Raw genomic sequence first — 16775 nt, 5'->3', positions numbered from 1 at the left:
ACCAAATAATTTCACATCGAGTAAAAAAAGGTACAAAAATTGCAGCAATTCAATTAACAAAATTGAATAATGAACTTATATCTAATTGAAAAAGTAAAATTTCTTTAAAAAAATGAAAAACATAACTCTAAATCTATTTTTATTTTTAATAACAGCAACTGTTATGGGGCAAAACTCATTAGAGGTACAATATGATGTTATTACAAATATTAGTCACTTGTATAAAACCACTGGAGTTTTAAAAATAGATAATAATAAATCGCATTATATTGTATTAAAAACAAGTAATGGATTTAAAAAAGAGACTAAAAAAAGGGTAAATGGAAATCTTAATATTACCCTACCCGACTCTGATAATAGACCGCAAGTTTTTACTGATATTAATAAGAACCTATTATTATCTGGTTATACCAAAACAAAGTCGTCTCTTAAAGAACAATTGCCTAAAATTAATTGGAAAATAACAAATGAGTTTAAAAAGATAGGTGAATATAAATGCCAAAAAGCAACTGGGTATTTTAGAGGTAGAACCTATACTACTTGGTTTACAAATAAAATACCGGTACCATTTGGCCCGTGGAAATTACAAGGATTACCAGGTTTAATAATTGAAGTAAAAGATGATAAAAAAGAAGTGTATTTTAGGGTTACTAAAGTGAGTTTTAAAGATACTATAACTATTAACAACTTCCCTAATGAAGAAAAAGCAATACCTTTAAGAAAGTATATTGAGGTTATTGTTCCTAATAGAGATAAAGAAAGAACCGCAAAAATAAATGCAAAAAATAGCGATAGAGGCACTACTGTAATAAAATCGTCTACAGATAGAAATTCTGCTAAAGAGATTATATACGAATGGGAAGAAAAACAAAAGTAAATACTTTATTTTTTTTCTTAATATGTACTTATAGTTTTTCACAAACTATAATTTCAGGTACTTTAAAAGATAGCAAGAATAACATAATAGCAGGAAATGTAATTTTAAAAGATAGTTTACTTAAAGAATATATTTCATATACTTATTCAAACAACAAAGGTTATTATCAACTTAAAACAAATAAAACAGGAAGTTTTAATTTAGTTTTTTCATCCTTAGGATTTAAGCCTAAAACAACCCCAATAGGAGTTAATAAAAACCAAGCTAAAATTACTATTAATGCAGTTTTACAAGAGGATGCTATAAGTTTAGATGAAGTAATTATAAAGGCAGAGAAAGCTGTTTTTATACAAAAAGATACCATTCGTTTCAGAACAAAAGCATTTACCAATGGTACCGAGCAAACGGTAGAAGATTTACTTAAAAAAATACCTGGTTTAAATATTGATAGTGAAGGAAGAATAAAAGTAGGAAATCAAGAAATAGAAAAACTAATGGTTGATGGTGATGATTTTTTTGAAAAAGGCTATCAAATACTATCTAAAAACATGCCTGCACATCCTATTGAAGAAGTAGAGGTATTAAAAAGATATTCTAATAACCATCTTTTAAAAGGCATAGAAAATAGTGATAAAGTTGCTTTAAATTTAAAATTAAACGAAAAAGCAAAACGTATTTGGTTTGGTAACATCAGTTTAGGCTATGGTTTGTTTTCTGAAAATCGTTACGAAACAAAGGCCAACCTAATGAACTTCGGAAAAAAGAATAAATACTTTTTTCTAACAAGCCTTAACAATACAGGTATCGATGTTACGGGTAACATAAACCATTTAATAAACCCCACTAGTTATAACGAACCAGGTAGTATTGGTGATAATCAATCTACCAGAAACTTATTAAACTTATCTATTTTTAATTCATTTTTCGATAAAGAAAGAACCAATTTTAACAATACCGAATTGGCTTCTTTAAACGCTATTTTTAACCCATCAAAAAAACTAAAAATAAAAGCCTTAAGTTTTTTAAATTGGGATGAAAATAGTGATACCGAAACAAGTATTGATAATATAAATACTGCCAACACCAATTTTACAAACACTGAAAACACTGAGTTAAACAATGAAAATACCATTGCTTTTGGTAAAGTTGATGTAATTTATAACATCGATAAAAATAAAATGCTAACAAATACTACCAAATATAAGTTTGGTGATTTTAACGATACTTCTAATTTAACTTTTAACGGTAATAGTACTATCGAAAATTTAAAACATCAAAATAATATTTTTGATCAAAAAATAATATTTACAAATAAGCTCAATCAAAAAAACGTTTATGTAACAACAGCACGTTTTATTACTGAAAAATCACCTCAAAATTATCAAACAAATCAATTTTTATTTCAAGATTTATTTCCAAGTTCTACTAATGCAAATAACATACAACAATTAAGCGATAGCGAAATGACATTTGCTGGTTTTAATACACATTTACTAACCAGAAAAGAAAACGGTGATTTATTAGAGCTGCAATTAGGTAATGAATATAGAGCCGATAAATTAAACACACAACTTACTTTATTAGAAAATAATACAATTGTAAATACTCCAGCTGCTTATAAAAACACAACTGAGTACAAGGTTAATGATGCGTATTTAAAAAGTAAATATCATTTAAAAATTAAAAATTTGAGTCTTATTGGTAAATTAAACTTTCACAACCTTACTAACAGTTTAAATGACAATACTCTTAGTAAAAGTGAAAACTACTTTTATATAAATCCAAGTATTGGTATTAATTGGAAAATAAATGATAGCAATAAAATAACCTCTTCAATTTCTTACAATACTACAAATGCAAAAATAGTAGATGTTTATAACAATTTTGCATTAACAAGTTTCCGGTCTTTTTCTAAAGGTACCGGTAATTTTAATCAATTAAATTCATCAACTGCAAATTTAAACTACTCGCTAGGTAATTATAGTGATCGCTTTTTTGCTTATTTTAGCTTAATGTATACCAAAAATTACGATTTCTTTTCGAGCAATAGTTTAATACAACAAAACTATAATCAAGCTGAAAAAATTGTAGTAAAAGATAGAGAATATGTAAGCTTAAACTCTAAAATAGATTATTATTTTAAATCGATTTCTTCTAACCTTAAATTAGATGTTGGCTATACTAAAAGCGAGTTTAAAAATAGTGTAAACAATACTGGCTTAAGAAAAGTAACTTCTAACAATTATAATTATGGTGTAAACTTACGCTCTGGCTTTAGAAGTTTTTTTAATTATCACTTTGGTACAAAGTGGAACACTTCTAAAATACAACAATCTGGTTTTAAGAATTCATTTACAAATAATAAAAGCTTCTTAGATTTATCTTTTATTTTTAGCAAGAAATTTAATGCTGATATACAATCTGAACGCTATTATTTCGGAAACTTAGAAAAAGATGCTACTTATAATTTTATAGATGTTAGCCTTACTTACAACCTTATAGAGAATAAATTAACACTTTACCTAACGGGTAAAAACTTATTAAATACTAAAACATTTAAGAGTTTTTCTATTAGTGATATCGGAACATCAACAACAGAATACAGGCTTTTACCTAGGTTTGCATTGCTAAAATTAAAATATAGATTTTAAACAAAAAATCCGAAGTTAATAACTTCGGATTTTTTTTATACCTCAACTTCTAAAGTTTCTTCAATCTCAGGAATTGTTACTTCTCCATCATCTTTAATTATTGATGGAAAAATTGTTGGTGCTATCTTTTTAACAGGAGCATATAAAATAGATTCCTCTAAATTTTCTTTGTTTACAAACGGAATCGTATCATTCATCTTTCCGAAGAAAATAAAAACAACACTTAAAATCAAACCTATTTTTAAGGCGCCAAAAACACCGCCTAAAATTTTATTAATTATTCCTAAAGAAGCAAAATCGGCTATTTTAGTTAATATTTTACCCAATAGAGAAATTGTAATTATAATAACAATAAATGTTGCAGCAAAAGCAGCTAATGAAATATACTTCTCGTCCCAAGAAACGCTATCTTTTAACCAATCGGCAATAAAATACGAAAAATGTATTGCACCATAAACCCCAGCTACCAAAGCAACCAAAGAAGCAACCTCAACAAATAACCCCTTCATTAATCCTCTTATAAAACCGAAAAGAAGTAAAGCTGCAATAATAATATCAAACGTATTCATAAATATAAAATAATAGCATTTTAATGAAAATATACACACTAAATAATTATGTGTGCACATTCTGCACCAAATATACACAACTCATTTGTATCTTTGCTAACTCAAAAAAAACAGATGGAGAAAGAAGTTAACTTAAAGGAAAAATGGGATTTTCTGGTAAAAAATTTATCAGATCAATTTGCAGACGGTGATGAGTTAAATGTAGATGCGGTTATTTATTTAATTGGTGTACAAGAATTAGGACAAGGGCAACGTAAATTTAAAAAAGACGAAAAAGTAAATCTAATGCATATTGCTATTTGCAAGCTTTTAGAACCTTACGGATATTATGAATTTGATTTCTTTGATGAAGACGGATGGCCACATTATAAAACCTTAACAGAATTGCCAAACTTAAAACCCGGTGAACAATCCGTTTTAATAAAAGAAGCAATTATTAATTATTTTGAATTGATTGACTTTTTTAAGTAGTTTTTATAAACTCGTCATTACGAGGAAGAATAACGAAGTAATCTTTATCTCAATTAAAAAGATTGCTTCATTTTCTTAGCAATAAATTATATACCTTTTATTTAAGTAACACTTAGTTTACGAATCATTTTTGATAAAATTTTAGGAAAAAAACGTTTTACATATACGGCTAACCTTTCTTTGGCTCCGCCGATATATACTTCTTCTCGTTTATTTTTAATAGCTTTTAGCATTAGTTTAGCAAAACGGTCAGGATCAATTCCGTTTGCCGTTGCGCTGTCCATTTTATTTTGCGGAGTTCCATCTCCTGTAAGTGCATTTTTAGAAACATTGGTCGTTACAAAGCCAGGGCAAACCAACGTTACCGAAATAGTATCGTTGTGATGTTCGGCTCGTAAACTATCAAAAAAACCATGTAATGCATGTTTTGTTGCCGCATAAGATGATCGTAACGGAGTACCAATTTTACCAACAATACTTGTAGTTACCACAAAATGACCAGATTTATTTTTAATAAAATAAGGTAATAATGCTTTTGTTAACGCCACGGTTCCTAAATAATTAACATCCATTAAGCGTTTATCTACAGAAATATCAGTGTTTACAACCAATGAACGTTGACTTAAACCTCCGTTATTTACTAGAACATTAATCGCTCCAAAGCACAATAATGCCTCTTTAACTTTAGAATTCATATTTTCATATTTCTCTAAATCAAGCGTAACTATTTTTACTTTCGATATGTTTTTACACTTATTTTTAACCTCTTCCAACGCATTTTTATTTCTTGATGATAAAATTAAATTCACATCGTAGTTAGATAATTCTATTGCTAGAGATTTACCAATGCCCGATGAAGCTCCGGTAATCCAAAACACTTTGTTTTTCAGCTGCATATTTCTATTTTATAAATAAACTTTTCTAAAAATAAGCAAGAAAAAATAAAATTGGTACACTTCTTGGAAAGAAGTTAGCAAATGATTAGTTTTAAATCCTATTTACAAACCTTTAAATTATAATGATGAAAAAATTACTGGCGCTATTAATACTTGCCACTTCTATAGCTAACGCTCAATATACAGTTAAAGGAACCTTAACTCCACCTGAGAAAACCGACTGGGTTATTCTTTATAAAATAGAAGGAGCTAAGCAAAAATTCGTAGCAAATACGACTATAGAATTTGATACTATTGCAGTTGGTGGAGAAAATCAAGTGTTAGGTAGGTTTCAATTCGAGTTAAAAGACGATGCTAAACCTGGTGCATATAGAGCTACTTACAGAAATAAAGGTGCTGGTTTTGTAGATTTTTATTTTAATAAAGAAAATGTAGAATTTATATTCAACCCTAAATACCCAGATCAATCTGTTGTATTTACTGCTTCTAGAGAGAACAAATTATTAAACGAATACTCAATAGCTTACGCAGAAATTCAAAATAAAGTTGACCTAAACCAAGCAACTTTTATAACTGAAGAAAATAAAGATGCCAAAAAAGCTTACAAAAAAGCATTAGATGAGCTTGAGGATTTACAAGACATGTATGAGAATAAATCGGAAGGTATGCTAGTAAATCACTTTATTAAAGCCTCTCAAAGATACAATGAGTCTAATCCGTTTGATAATATGGAAGAGTATTTAGCTGCTACAAATGAGAACTTTTTTAAATATATTGATTTTAAAAGTGATGCTCTTTACAATTCTTCTTTTTTAGTTGATCGTATTTCTGATTTTGTTTTTTACCTAAATTCATCTGAAGATAGCCAAATGCAAAGAAAGTTATTAAGACGATCTATTCTTAAAGTTATGGATGAAGTTCCTAATGGTAAATTAAGAAAAGCTGTTACCGAATTTTTAATTACTTCTTTAACAGATAAACGTAATGGTGAAGCTGTAGATTGGTTATTTGAAAAATACTATGATGTTTTACCAGCCGATCAGTTTGATGCTGAATTTAAAAAAGAAAAAGTACAGTTATTAAGTGCAACTGTTGGTAGAATTGCTCCTGATTTTTCTTGGAAAGAAGGTGATAAAGAAATGAAATTATCTACTTTAAATGATGGTGAAAAATACTTATTAGTATTTTGGAGTACCGGTTGCCCTCATTGTGTTGATGAAGTTCCTGAACTACATGATTATATGAATGCAAACCATGAAAATGTTTCAGTAATTACATTCGGAATTGAAAATGACGAAGCAGATTGGACAGCGTTTATTAAGAAATTACCACATTCTCATAACGCAATAGGAACGCATCCTGATTATAAGTTTGATAATGAAACAGTGCAAAAATATAATTTATTAGGTACGCCTTCTTATTTTATATTAGATGCCAACAAAAAAATAATTGCAATGCCTAACTTGTTAGATGATGTAAAAAATTATTTAAATAAGTAATCCTACTTAACAAAAACAAAAAGCCCAACAATTTAATTGTTGGGCTTTTTTGTGTTTAAAAATATAAGAAAGCGTCTTCTATATGATGTATCTTATAAGTATCTTTATTTTTTAATACAGCAATAATATCAAACCGAACCTCTATATCCAAATCTTTTTCGATTACATAATTATCTATCGCCATAACTAGTAATTTTATTTTCTTTGGGTGTACAAAATCTTGTGGATTTCCGAAATAAGTACTCGATCGTGTTTTAACTTCTATCGCTACTAAAACACCTTCTTTTTGTGCAATAATATCAACCTCAGCTTTTTTAAATCGGTAGTTTTTTTCAATAATAGCATAGCCATTATCCTGCAAATAAGTAATTGCTAACTCCTCCCCTTTTTTACCAAGATCGTTATGCTGTGCCACTATTTAAAAATTTACCGTTGCTGTTTTTTCTTTGATGTTTAACGTAATATTTCTTCCCATAATTAAAGCTCTATTATCAGGTTCATGACCTGCAGGGAAATTAAATAATACTGGTACATCATTCGGAATCACATCTAAAATTAATTGCTCTATTGAAGTTCCCCAAAGCGTAGTATTTTTCTTAACCTTAGTCATATCACCAACAATAATTCCTTTTACTTTCGTAAAATAGCCTGCACGCTTTAAGCTTTGCAGCATACGATCAATAGAATATTTATATTCGCCTATTTCTTCAATAAATAAAATTTTACCATCCGTAGACATTTGACTCGTTGATCCTAACATAGATGCTAAAATGGCAATATTCCCTCCTACTAATTCTCCATTTATTCTTCCTAATCGATTGTGTTTTGAATTCGAAATTTCATACGCTAAACTCTCTCCAAACAATGCTCTTTTAAGCGATTCAACACTTTTTGCTATTACTTCAGGCGCATCTTGCATGCTTGTTCCCATAATTCCGTGAATGGTTTCTACACCCACATTATGAATATGATTATGAAAAGCTGTTATATCAGAATAACCAATCACCCATTTCGGCTTTTCTTTAAACTTCGTGAAATCTAATTTATCTAATATCCGAACAGAACCATAACCTCCTCGAGCCGCCCAAATTGCTTTTATATTCGGATTATCTAAAGCTTTTTGAAAATCTTCACAACGCTCTTCATCAGTTCCTGCAAAATGATGCGCTTGGTTAAACAAATGCTTTCCGTACACAACTTCTAAACCCCAACTTTGCGCTAATTTCTTTGCTTTATCTATAACATGCTTTCTGTTTTTTAATATTCCTGCAGGTGCTACAATCGCAATTGTATCTCCTTTTTGTAAAGAAGGCGGCGTTATTAATTTCATAGTTTTTGTTTGCGAAAAAGCTATTAAAGCTGTTAAGAAAAAAGATAATACTAGTACACTTCTCTTCAAAATAGTGTCTTATTTTTTTATGCTATTAATATATAAAGTCTAATCTATCAAATGTACCCATTTTATAACAGTTTAAAAAATTGCTTTTTCGTACTTTTGCACTTTAATTTTAGCAGAAGAAAATGAGTACACCAAAAAGATATACAATTACAGCAGCATTACCTTATACAAACGGACCAATTCATATTGGTCATTTAGCAGGTGTGTATGTTCCTGGAGATATTTATACACGTTTTTTACGTCAAAAAGGTAAAGATGTAATTTACATTTGTGGTTCTGATGAACACGGTGTAGCGATACCGATGCGTGCAAAAAAAGAAGGTGTTACTCCGCAAAATATTATTGATAAATACCACGGAATCATCAAAAAATCTTTTGTTGATTTCGGAATTTCATTTGACAACTATTCTCGTACATCATCTGAAATTCATCATAAAACAGCCTCTGATTTTTTTATAAAGATGTACAATGATGGTGAGTTTATCGAAGAAGTTACAGAGCAGTTATACGATGCCGAAGCGAACCAATATTTAGCAGATCGTTTTGTTGTTGGTACGTGTCCGAAATGCGGAAACGAAGAAAGCTACGGTGATCAATGTGAAAAATGTGGTACAAGTCATAATGCCACTGATTTAATCAACCCTAAATCGGCAATTACAGGAAATGTTCCTTCTTTAAAAGAAACAAAACACTGGTTTTTACCTTTAGATAAACACGAAGATTTTTTACGTAAATGGATCGTTGAAGGTCATAAACATGATTGGAAACCTAATGTTTTAGGACAATGTAAATCTTGGATTGATGACGGATTACGCCCAAGAGCTGTAACACGCGATTTAGATTGGGGAATTCCGGTGCCTATTGAAGGAGCAGACGGAAAAGTACTATATGTTTGGTTTGATGCGCCTATCGGATATATTTCTGCCACCAAAGAATGGGCAGCTCGCGAAGGCAAAAACTGGGAGGATTATTGGAAAAAAGACGACACGAAATTAGTACACTTTATTGGTAAAGATAATATTGTATTTCACTGTTTAATTTTTCCATCGATGTTAAAAGCACATGGCGATTTTATTTTACCAGAAAATGTGCCAGCAAACGAGTTTTTAAATTTAGAAGGAAATAAATTATCAACGTCTAAAAACTGGGCGGTTTGGTTACACGAATATTTAGAAGATTTTCCGAATCAGCAAGATGTTTTACGTTATACTTTAACGGCAAATGCTCCAGAAAGCAAAGACAACGATTTTACTTGGAAAGATTTTCAAGCAAAAAATAATAACGAATTAGTAGCTATCTTCGGTAACTTTATAAACCGTGTAGTTGTTTTAACGAATAAATATTACAACGGGCAAGTTCCTGCTGCAGGAGAATTTTCTGAAGTTGATGAAGATACTTTAGCGAGCTTAAAAGAATTTCCGAATGTAATTGCAAAATCTATTGAGCGTTATCGTTTTAGAGAAGCATCTCAAGAATTAATGAATTTAGCGCGTTTAGGTAACAAATATTTAGCTGATGAAGAGCCTTGGAAAATGATTAAGGTTGATGCAGAACGTACTAAAACGATTATGAATGTAGCTTTACAAATTGCTGCTGGATTAGCAGTTTTATCAGAACCTTTTTTACCGTTTACTTCTGCTAAATTGAAAAACATCTTAAATATTCGTCATAACGAGGAGTTTTCCGACGAAGTTATCTCTTCTGATAATGAGATTGCCACATCAAGCAGAAAAAACTTGACTCGCAATGACGAATTAACTTGGTCAGCTATTTCTGAAAAAAATATTTTAATTGCTGATAATCATCAAATAAATAAAGCTGAATTATTATTCGCTAAAATTGAAGATACTGAAATTCAGGCGCAATTAGATAAGTTAGAAGCTACCAAAAAAGCAAACGAAGCTGAAAACAGAGTTTTAGAGCCTCAAAAAGAAACCATTGAATTTGATGATTATACAAAAATAGACATTCGTGTTGGTACAATTATCGAAGCTGAAAAAGTAGCCAAGACTAAAAAGCTTTTAAAACTTACAGTTGATGTTGGCTTAGATACAAGAACCATCGTTTCTGGTATTGCCGAAAGCTTCAAACCTGCCGATATTATTGGACAACAAGTTAGTGTAGTTTGTAATTTAGCACCACGTAAATTAAAAGGTATAGAAAGTCAAGGAATGATTTTAATGACCGATACTCCTGATGGTAAATTAGCCTTTGTACAACCTTCTGAAAAGGTAACGAACGGTGAATTTATTTCTTAGATAAAAACAACATTTTAGTATATTCGTAACCTCGCAAATTATTGCGAGGTTTTTTTATTTTTCAAACATTACGCTATGCAACTCCTCAATTATATAATTTCTCATACAACTATTTCACAAAAATCAATTCAAAGTACTATTGAATTGTTAAATGAAGATTGTACCATTCCGTTTATTGCGCGTTACCGAAAAGAAAAAACTGAGAATTTAAACGAAGTTGAAATCGGACAAATAGTACAGTTAAAAGAACAATTTGAAGCTTTAGAAAAAAGAAAAGCTACAATTCTTAAAGCACTGGAAGAACAAGATGTTTTAACCAATGAGTTAAAAGCTAAAATCGAAAAAACTAGCGATCTTACTGCGTTAGAAGATATTTATCTCCCATATAAAAAGAAACGTAAAACCAAAGCCGAAACTGCACGTAAAAACGGGTTAGAACCGTTGGCTAAGATGATTATGAGTCAGCGCGTAAATGATTTAGAATTTACCGCTTCGAAATATATAAATGATGCAGTAGATTCGGAAGACAAAGTTTTAGAAGGTGCTCGCCATATTATTGCTGAATGGATTAATGAACGTACTGATATTCGTAACAATATCCGTCATCAATTAGAACGTTATGCTTCCATTTCTACAAAGATCATCAAAACTAAAATAACCGAAGAGAAAGCACAGAAATTCAAAGATTATTTTGAGTGGGAAGAAAATCTAAATCGCATTCCGTCTCACCGATTATTAGCCATTCTTCGTGCCGAAAAAGAAGGCTTTATCCGTGTAAAAATCGCTATTGATAATGAAAGAACGCTTCAGAAAATTGAAAATAGAATTATAAACTCTCAAAACGATTGTGCTACTCAAATTGAGTTAGCAGTTGCAGATGCTTATAAGCGATTACTATTACCTTCTTTAACCAACGAAGCAATGACGCTTGCAAAGGATAAAGCGGATGAAAACGCGATAACCGTATTCGCTAAAAATTTACAACAATTGTTATTAGGTTCTCCTTTAGGTGAAAAACGAATTTTAGCAATAGATCCTGGTTTTAGATCGGGTTGTAAAGTGGTTTGCTTAAACCAACAAGGTGATTTATTACATAACGAAAATATTTACCCACATGCACCTCAAAATCAATCTACAGAGGCTAAAAATAAAATTAATTCACTAGTTGATAAACATCAAATAGAAGCAATTGCTATTGGTAACGGAACCGCATCAAGAGAAACTGAACAATTAATAAAAAGTATTCCGTTTAAAAACAATGTTGATATTTTTGTGATAAGTGAAGCCGGAGCTTCTATTTATTCAGCCTCTGAAATTGCAAGAGATGAGTTTCCTGATTATGATGTTACCGTTCGTGGAGCAATTTCTATCGGAAGAAGATTAGCAGATCCTTTAGCTGAATTGGTAAAGATTGATGCAAAATCAATCGGAGTTGGGCAGTATCAACACGATGTAGAACAATCAAAATTAAATAAATCGTTAGATACCGTTGTAGAGCATTGTGTAAATAAAGTAGGTGTTAATATAAATACAGCAAGTGCTTCGTTGTTAAGTTATGTTTCTGGTATTGGTCCGAAATTAGCAGAAAACATTGTGAATTATCGAAACGAGAATGGCGCATTTAAAAATAGAATTGGCATTAAAAAAGTGCCACGTTTAGGCGGAAAAGCATTTGAGCAATCTGCCGGATTTTTACGTATTAAAAACAGCGATAATCCTCTAGATAATTCTGCCGTACACCCAGAACGTTATACTTTAATAAAACAAATGGCAAAAGATACTGGTTGTAAATTAGCAGATTTAATAGGCAATACAACTGCTTTAAAACAATTAAAACTACAACACTATATTACTGACTCTTTCGGCTTACCTACGTTACAAGATATTGTAAAAGAATTAGAAAAACCCGGACTAGATCCGCGGGAAAAAGCAAAAGCATTTAGTTTTAACGAACATATTAAAACCATCGATGATGTAAGATCTGGAATGATACTTCCGGGAATCGTAAACAACATTACTAACTTTGGTTGTTTTGTAGATATTGGCGTTAAAGAAAGTGGCTTAGTACACGTTTCTAACCTTTCTAATACATTTGTTAAAGATGTTAGTGAGCATGTAAGCTTGCAACAACATGTAGAAGTAAAAGTGATAGAAGTTGATGTTCAAAGAAAAAGAATACAGCTTTCTATGAGTTATAGCCATTCTTAAAAAACTGTTTTATCTCTCTAAATAACCTTAACACCTCAATTTATTATAAAAAAATAAGCTCAGCGTTAAAATTAACGCTGAGCTTATTTATATAAAAATATTACTTTCTTGTTACCTTAGTTATTAATTATCCATGAAAAATAATATAATTTACCAATTTGTCCAGTTCCTGGAGCAACAAAGTATTCTTTACCAAACAAGTTCGTTCCACCTATTTTAAATTTAGATTTCATTGATGGTATTTTATAATTTAATTGTGCATCTATAACTGTTCTTGCATCTACTTGACCTTTTACAAAAGTTGAAACCCATCTAAATTCGTCTTGCCATCTTGCATTTACATTAAATCCAAAATTTTTAAAAAGCTTCTCATTTCCAAATTGAGCTTTTACAGTGTGCTTAGGTGTATTAAAATTTGGCTCAAATGATCCAAAATCTAAATCCTCTTTCATTTCATAATTTGCGAAATTATAGTTGAAACCTAAACTGTAATTTTTAAACATTTTTGTTTGCACACCTAAACCTAATCCATATGAGTGCACTTGTGATTTAGCATTTGTAATTAAATTAAACTCACTTACATTACCAATTAATACTGCATTATTTGCATCAGCATCTAATTGTCCTGTTGCTATAACTTCACCAATATTAGGAACAGTAATATCTTGATAAAATACAAAATCGTTATGAAAACTATAATAAGTATTAAAATCTAAATATAAATTTGACCCTGCAACATTTAAAAGCCCTCTATAACCTAGCTCAAAAGTTTTAACTTCTTCTGCCACTATACTATTGTATTCTGACTTAATTAAGAACTGGTTATTTGTTATAAACTCTTGGTCATAAATTGATCTTGTTAACAATGCGTTATTAATTAAATCACCCCCCGTTACAGCTGTTGTAGTTCCATCAATTCTTCTTAGATTGTCATAAACAGAACCTACAGTAGTTTTCCTTGCTGAAGGAGCGAACATATATTGCTCTTGAATAGTAGGGTTTCTAAATCCCGTCTGAAAAGAAGCTCTTACAATTTGATCATTGCTTTCTCCTAATGCATAATTAAGTGCAACTCTTGGTGAATAATTGGCTTTAAAATTTTCAGACTTATCATAACGAATAGACCCTGTGAACTTTAATTTATCATCTAAAAATTTCTTTTGAATTTGCGTGTAAAAACCATACTCTTCAATACTAATTTCTTCTACGGCATCATTAAAAATAGTTCCTTTAGAATCAGGATTGTAATTTCTATAAGATCCTCCTAACTGAACGTCAGCCCAATCATCCAATAAACTTTTAAGGTTGTAATTACCATCAACATGCGAATAAGAACTTCTGTCATAAATCTTACTTCCTCCTTCAGTTACCAATGTTGAAGTAACTGAATTAAATCCATTATTAAACTCTTGCGTACCTGGGTTTAATCTATATTGATCTGCTGATGCTCTAGCTAATATCCTTACACTCTGGTCCACATCACTCACATTAAATGGATTACCTGAAGGTCCAATAAGTCCTGAGTAATTAGAAACTAAAGCATCTATATAGTTAACCGCATAATTATCACCCCAAGTTGGTATGTAACCTGTTGTACCAGCTAAAACTGGTATTTTAGCATCTGCTAATCTATTTAATCCTTGAGCTGTTCTTGTTAAATCATAAGTATCTCCTGCATCATTACGAGTGTAATATCCTCTAACAAAAAAGTTATCTCCTTTTATTTCTAACTTAGATTGGCCTATATAATAATTACGTTGTGCAAATCTTGATGTTATTCCTTGAAACATATTATCTCCCTTAGCCAATCTCGTTGCTAAAATAACCTCTAATGATTCATCTTTAAAAGGACGGTAATGTAAAGATGTTGAAAACTTCAAATTCTTAGATTTATAATCTCTTAGTAGCTCTCTTTCTGTATATCCTTTTCTACTTACATGAGTTCCTGTAGGGAAATTAAACGTTGAGTCTGGATCTGATGATGAAGCTGGTAAATAACCTAAAAAAACAAGTATTGGAGTCGAGCTTGCTAAATCAGCAAAATCTTCATCGCCATAAGTATTAATCCCGTCATAATCCACTGGAGTATCAAGACGTCCATCAATCATTTCATTAGTATCAATCTTCTTATTTCTAGAATCCGTAGCATGCCATTCTTCAGCCTCGTAATATGAAAAATTTACTTTAGCTGCAAAAGCATCACTAAACTTATATGCCATACGAACTGTAGCGTCATAAAAAGGGTTATTACCTGCTGCTTTCTGACTAGTAGTACCACTTTTTAACAAGAAACTTATTCCTGAATAATCAAAAGGGTTCTTAGTATTCATTAGCATAATACCATTATAAGCATTTGCACCATATAATGCTGAAGATGCTCCTGGTAATACTTCTACACTCTTAATATCTAGCTCTGAAATACCTGATAAGTTACCTGCACTAAAGTTTAAAGCAGGTGCTGCCGTATCCATACCATCAACTAATTGCACAAATCTTGAGTTACCAAAATCTGCGAAACCTCTAGTGTTTATAGATTTGTATCCATAACTAATTTCTCTAGCATCTACTCCTTTTAAATTGGCTAATCCGTCGTAAAAAGAATTTGAACTACTCTTTTTTATATCTGTTAAACCTAATCGTTCAATTGTAACCGGAGATTCTATAATTCTCTCTGGCACTCTTGATGCAGATATAACTACTTGATCTAATAAAAGATTTTCTTTAAGAATTACATTTACACTATTTTCTGATGTAACCACAATAGTCTCTGTTCTATAACCAAAAGCAGAAACATTTATTGTTTGAGGAAATTTACCATCTAATAAAATTGTAAACACACCCTCTTCATCTGATGTTGTACCTTTATTACCTCCTACAATTTCAGCACCGTAAAATGGCTCTAAATACTCATCATATACTATTCCTTTTATTTTTACTTGTGAATACATTGTTGCAATGCACAAAGTAAAAACAATAATCATTAATTGTTTTTTTAACATTTTTTAAATTATTATAAAGTTTTGAAAAATTATTCTTCTAATGAAAAGTTTATAGGAAAACCATATTTAACAGATACTGTTTTTCCATTGTTTTTGGCTGGTTTGAAATTAGGTAATTCAAACACAACTCTCTTTGCTTCTTCGTTTAATATCTCCCCATTATTTGGGCCAATAGCTTTTACGTTTCTTACATAACCGTTTTTATCGATTATAAAACGAACCCAAACCTCACCTTGTATTTGGCTTCTAATTGCCTCACTAGGATAAACAAAATACTTGTTAATATGTTTAATCATCTCTGCATTAAAGCAATCTAACTCCTCACTTTTTTTAGTATTTAAACACCCTTTAAATGTAGGAATATTATCTACGTAATAAAGTTTTGATGCTTTCATAACCTCTTCCTTCGATAACTTCTCTTTTAAGCTATTAATACTTTTTTTCAGAGTATAAATAGCTTTTTGACCATTATTCTTATTGATACTTTCAGAAACATTTACCGCTGTTTTTTTAGCTTCTATTATTTCTGTTGGCTCAACAGGAACATTAGCCTTTATTCCATTCTCTAGTAATTTTACTGGCTTTGCAATTTGTGCTATTTTTACAACCTTTCTTTTCTTTAAAAATCGTCTGTTTGCTGATATTTTAACTTTTATCTGCCTATTTTTATTTTTATTTGAATCTTTAACAGGCTCAATAGAACATTTTGTTACAGATATACTGTTCATATCTATAGAAGATTCATCTGGAGTTAAACAGACCTCGTTTTGGCCATAGAAGTTTAAAATAGTGAACATAAACACTATAAGGGAAAATTGTTTTTTCATTTTTTTATATGTAATGTTAATTCATTTATTAAAGGGGGTGCAAATTTACATTTAAATAAATTCATAAAAAATAAAATAAAACACTATTAATCATCGACTTACTAAAAGCGTCTATTTTTAA

12 protein-coding genes are annotated in these 16775 nt (G+C 30.4%); 6 read left to right on the top strand and 6 right to left on the bottom strand.

Annotated features, from left to right (window positions below):
- The first annotated feature begins 112 nt into the window (after positions 1–112).
- Together H0I30_RS11785 and H0I30_RS11780 are read left to right on the top strand one after the other, a co-directional pair.
- A complete protein-coding gene (locus H0I30_RS11785) occupies positions 113–877 on the top strand; it encodes a GLPGLI family protein (protein ID WP_218772056.1) in 765 nt (254 codons plus the stop codon).
- Positions 856–3528, top strand: a complete 2673-nt coding sequence (locus tag H0I30_RS11780) for a carboxypeptidase-like regulatory domain-containing protein (protein ID WP_218772055.1) — start codon at positions 856–858, stop codon at positions 3526–3528. The genes H0I30_RS11785 and H0I30_RS11780 overlap by 22 nt, the downstream gene beginning before the upstream one ends.
- A 35-nt stretch (positions 3529–3563) precedes the next feature.
- Here the strand turns inward: H0I30_RS11780 and H0I30_RS11775 are convergent, their stop codons facing one another.
- Positions 3564–4097, bottom strand: a complete 534-nt coding sequence (locus tag H0I30_RS11775; protein ID WP_218772054.1) for a CvpA family protein — start codon at positions 4095–4097, stop codon at positions 3564–3566.
- A 114-nt stretch (positions 4098–4211) separates the two neighbouring features.
- Between H0I30_RS11775 and H0I30_RS11770 the strand changes: the two genes are divergently transcribed.
- Positions 4212–4568 carry a hypothetical protein gene (locus H0I30_RS11770; RefSeq protein ID WP_218772053.1) on the top strand — a complete coding sequence of 119 codons (357 nt, stop codon included), beginning with the start codon at positions 4212–4214 and terminating at the stop codon, positions 4566–4568.
- Between the two features lie 101 nt (positions 4569–4669).
- Here H0I30_RS11770 and H0I30_RS11765 read toward each other — a convergent pair whose 3' ends face one another.
- Positions 4670–5464 (bottom strand): SDR family oxidoreductase, encoded by a 795-nt coding sequence (locus tag H0I30_RS11765; RefSeq protein WP_218772052.1) that lies wholly within the window; start codon positions 5462–5464, stop codon positions 4670–4672.
- 125 nt (positions 5465–5589) lie between these two features.
- Between H0I30_RS11765 and H0I30_RS11760 the strand changes: the two genes are divergently transcribed.
- The gene (locus tag H0I30_RS11760; protein ID WP_218772051.1) at positions 5590–6963 is read left to right on the top strand and encodes a TlpA disulfide reductase family protein; all 1374 of its coding nucleotides are present in this window, start codon (positions 5590–5592) and stop codon (positions 6961–6963) included.
- Positions 6964–7018: 55 nt separating this feature from the next.
- Here the strand turns inward: H0I30_RS11760 and H0I30_RS11755 are convergent, their stop codons facing one another.
- Both H0I30_RS11755 and H0I30_RS11750 read right to left on the bottom strand, forming a co-directional pair.
- Positions 7019–7378 (bottom strand): YraN family protein, encoded by a 360-nt coding sequence (locus H0I30_RS11755; protein WP_218772050.1) that lies wholly within the window; start codon positions 7376–7378, stop codon positions 7019–7021.
- Positions 7379–7381: 3 nt separating this feature from the next.
- On the bottom strand, positions 7382–8293 hold the full coding sequence (locus tag H0I30_RS11750) for an LD-carboxypeptidase (RefSeq protein ID WP_218772049.1): 912 nt from the start codon (positions 8291–8293) through the stop codon (positions 7382–7384).
- Positions 8294–8484: 191 nt separating this feature from the next.
- Here H0I30_RS11750 and metG point away from each other — a divergent pair, with 191 nt between their 5' ends.
- Both metG and H0I30_RS11740 read left to right on the top strand, forming a co-directional pair.
- The gene (metG, locus tag H0I30_RS11745; RefSeq protein WP_218772048.1) at positions 8485–10620 is read left to right on the top strand and encodes a methionine--tRNA ligase; all 2136 of its coding nucleotides are present in this window, start codon (positions 8485–8487) and stop codon (positions 10618–10620) included.
- A gap of 75 nt (positions 10621–10695) precedes the next feature.
- The gene (locus H0I30_RS11740; protein ID WP_218772047.1) at positions 10696–12828 is read left to right on the top strand and encodes a Tex family protein; all 2133 of its coding nucleotides are present in this window, start codon (positions 10696–10698) and stop codon (positions 12826–12828) included.
- Positions 12829–12944: 116 nt separating this feature from the next.
- Here the strand turns inward: H0I30_RS11740 and H0I30_RS11735 are convergent, their stop codons facing one another.
- Both H0I30_RS11735 and H0I30_RS11730 read right to left on the bottom strand, forming a co-directional pair.
- Positions 12945–15827, bottom strand: coding sequence for a TonB-dependent receptor plug domain-containing protein (locus H0I30_RS11735; protein WP_218772046.1), 2883 nt, complete (start codon positions 15825–15827; stop codon positions 12945–12947).
- Positions 15828–15856: 29 nt separating this feature from the next.
- The gene (locus H0I30_RS11730; RefSeq protein WP_218772045.1) at positions 15857–16654 is read right to left on the bottom strand and encodes an energy transducer TonB; all 798 of its coding nucleotides are present in this window, start codon (positions 16652–16654) and stop codon (positions 15857–15859) included.
- Positions 16655–16775 lie beyond the last annotated feature (121 nt).

It is taken from the genome of Tenacibaculum sp. AHE14PA (genome assembly GCF_019278465.1).
In the GTDB taxonomy this organism is placed as follows: domain Bacteria; phylum Bacteroidota; class Bacteroidia; order Flavobacteriales; family Flavobacteriaceae; genus Polaribacter; species Polaribacter bernardetii.
The sequence above is the reverse complement of the archived record's forward strand: the minus strand, read 5'-3'. Positions and strand labels throughout refer to the sequence as shown.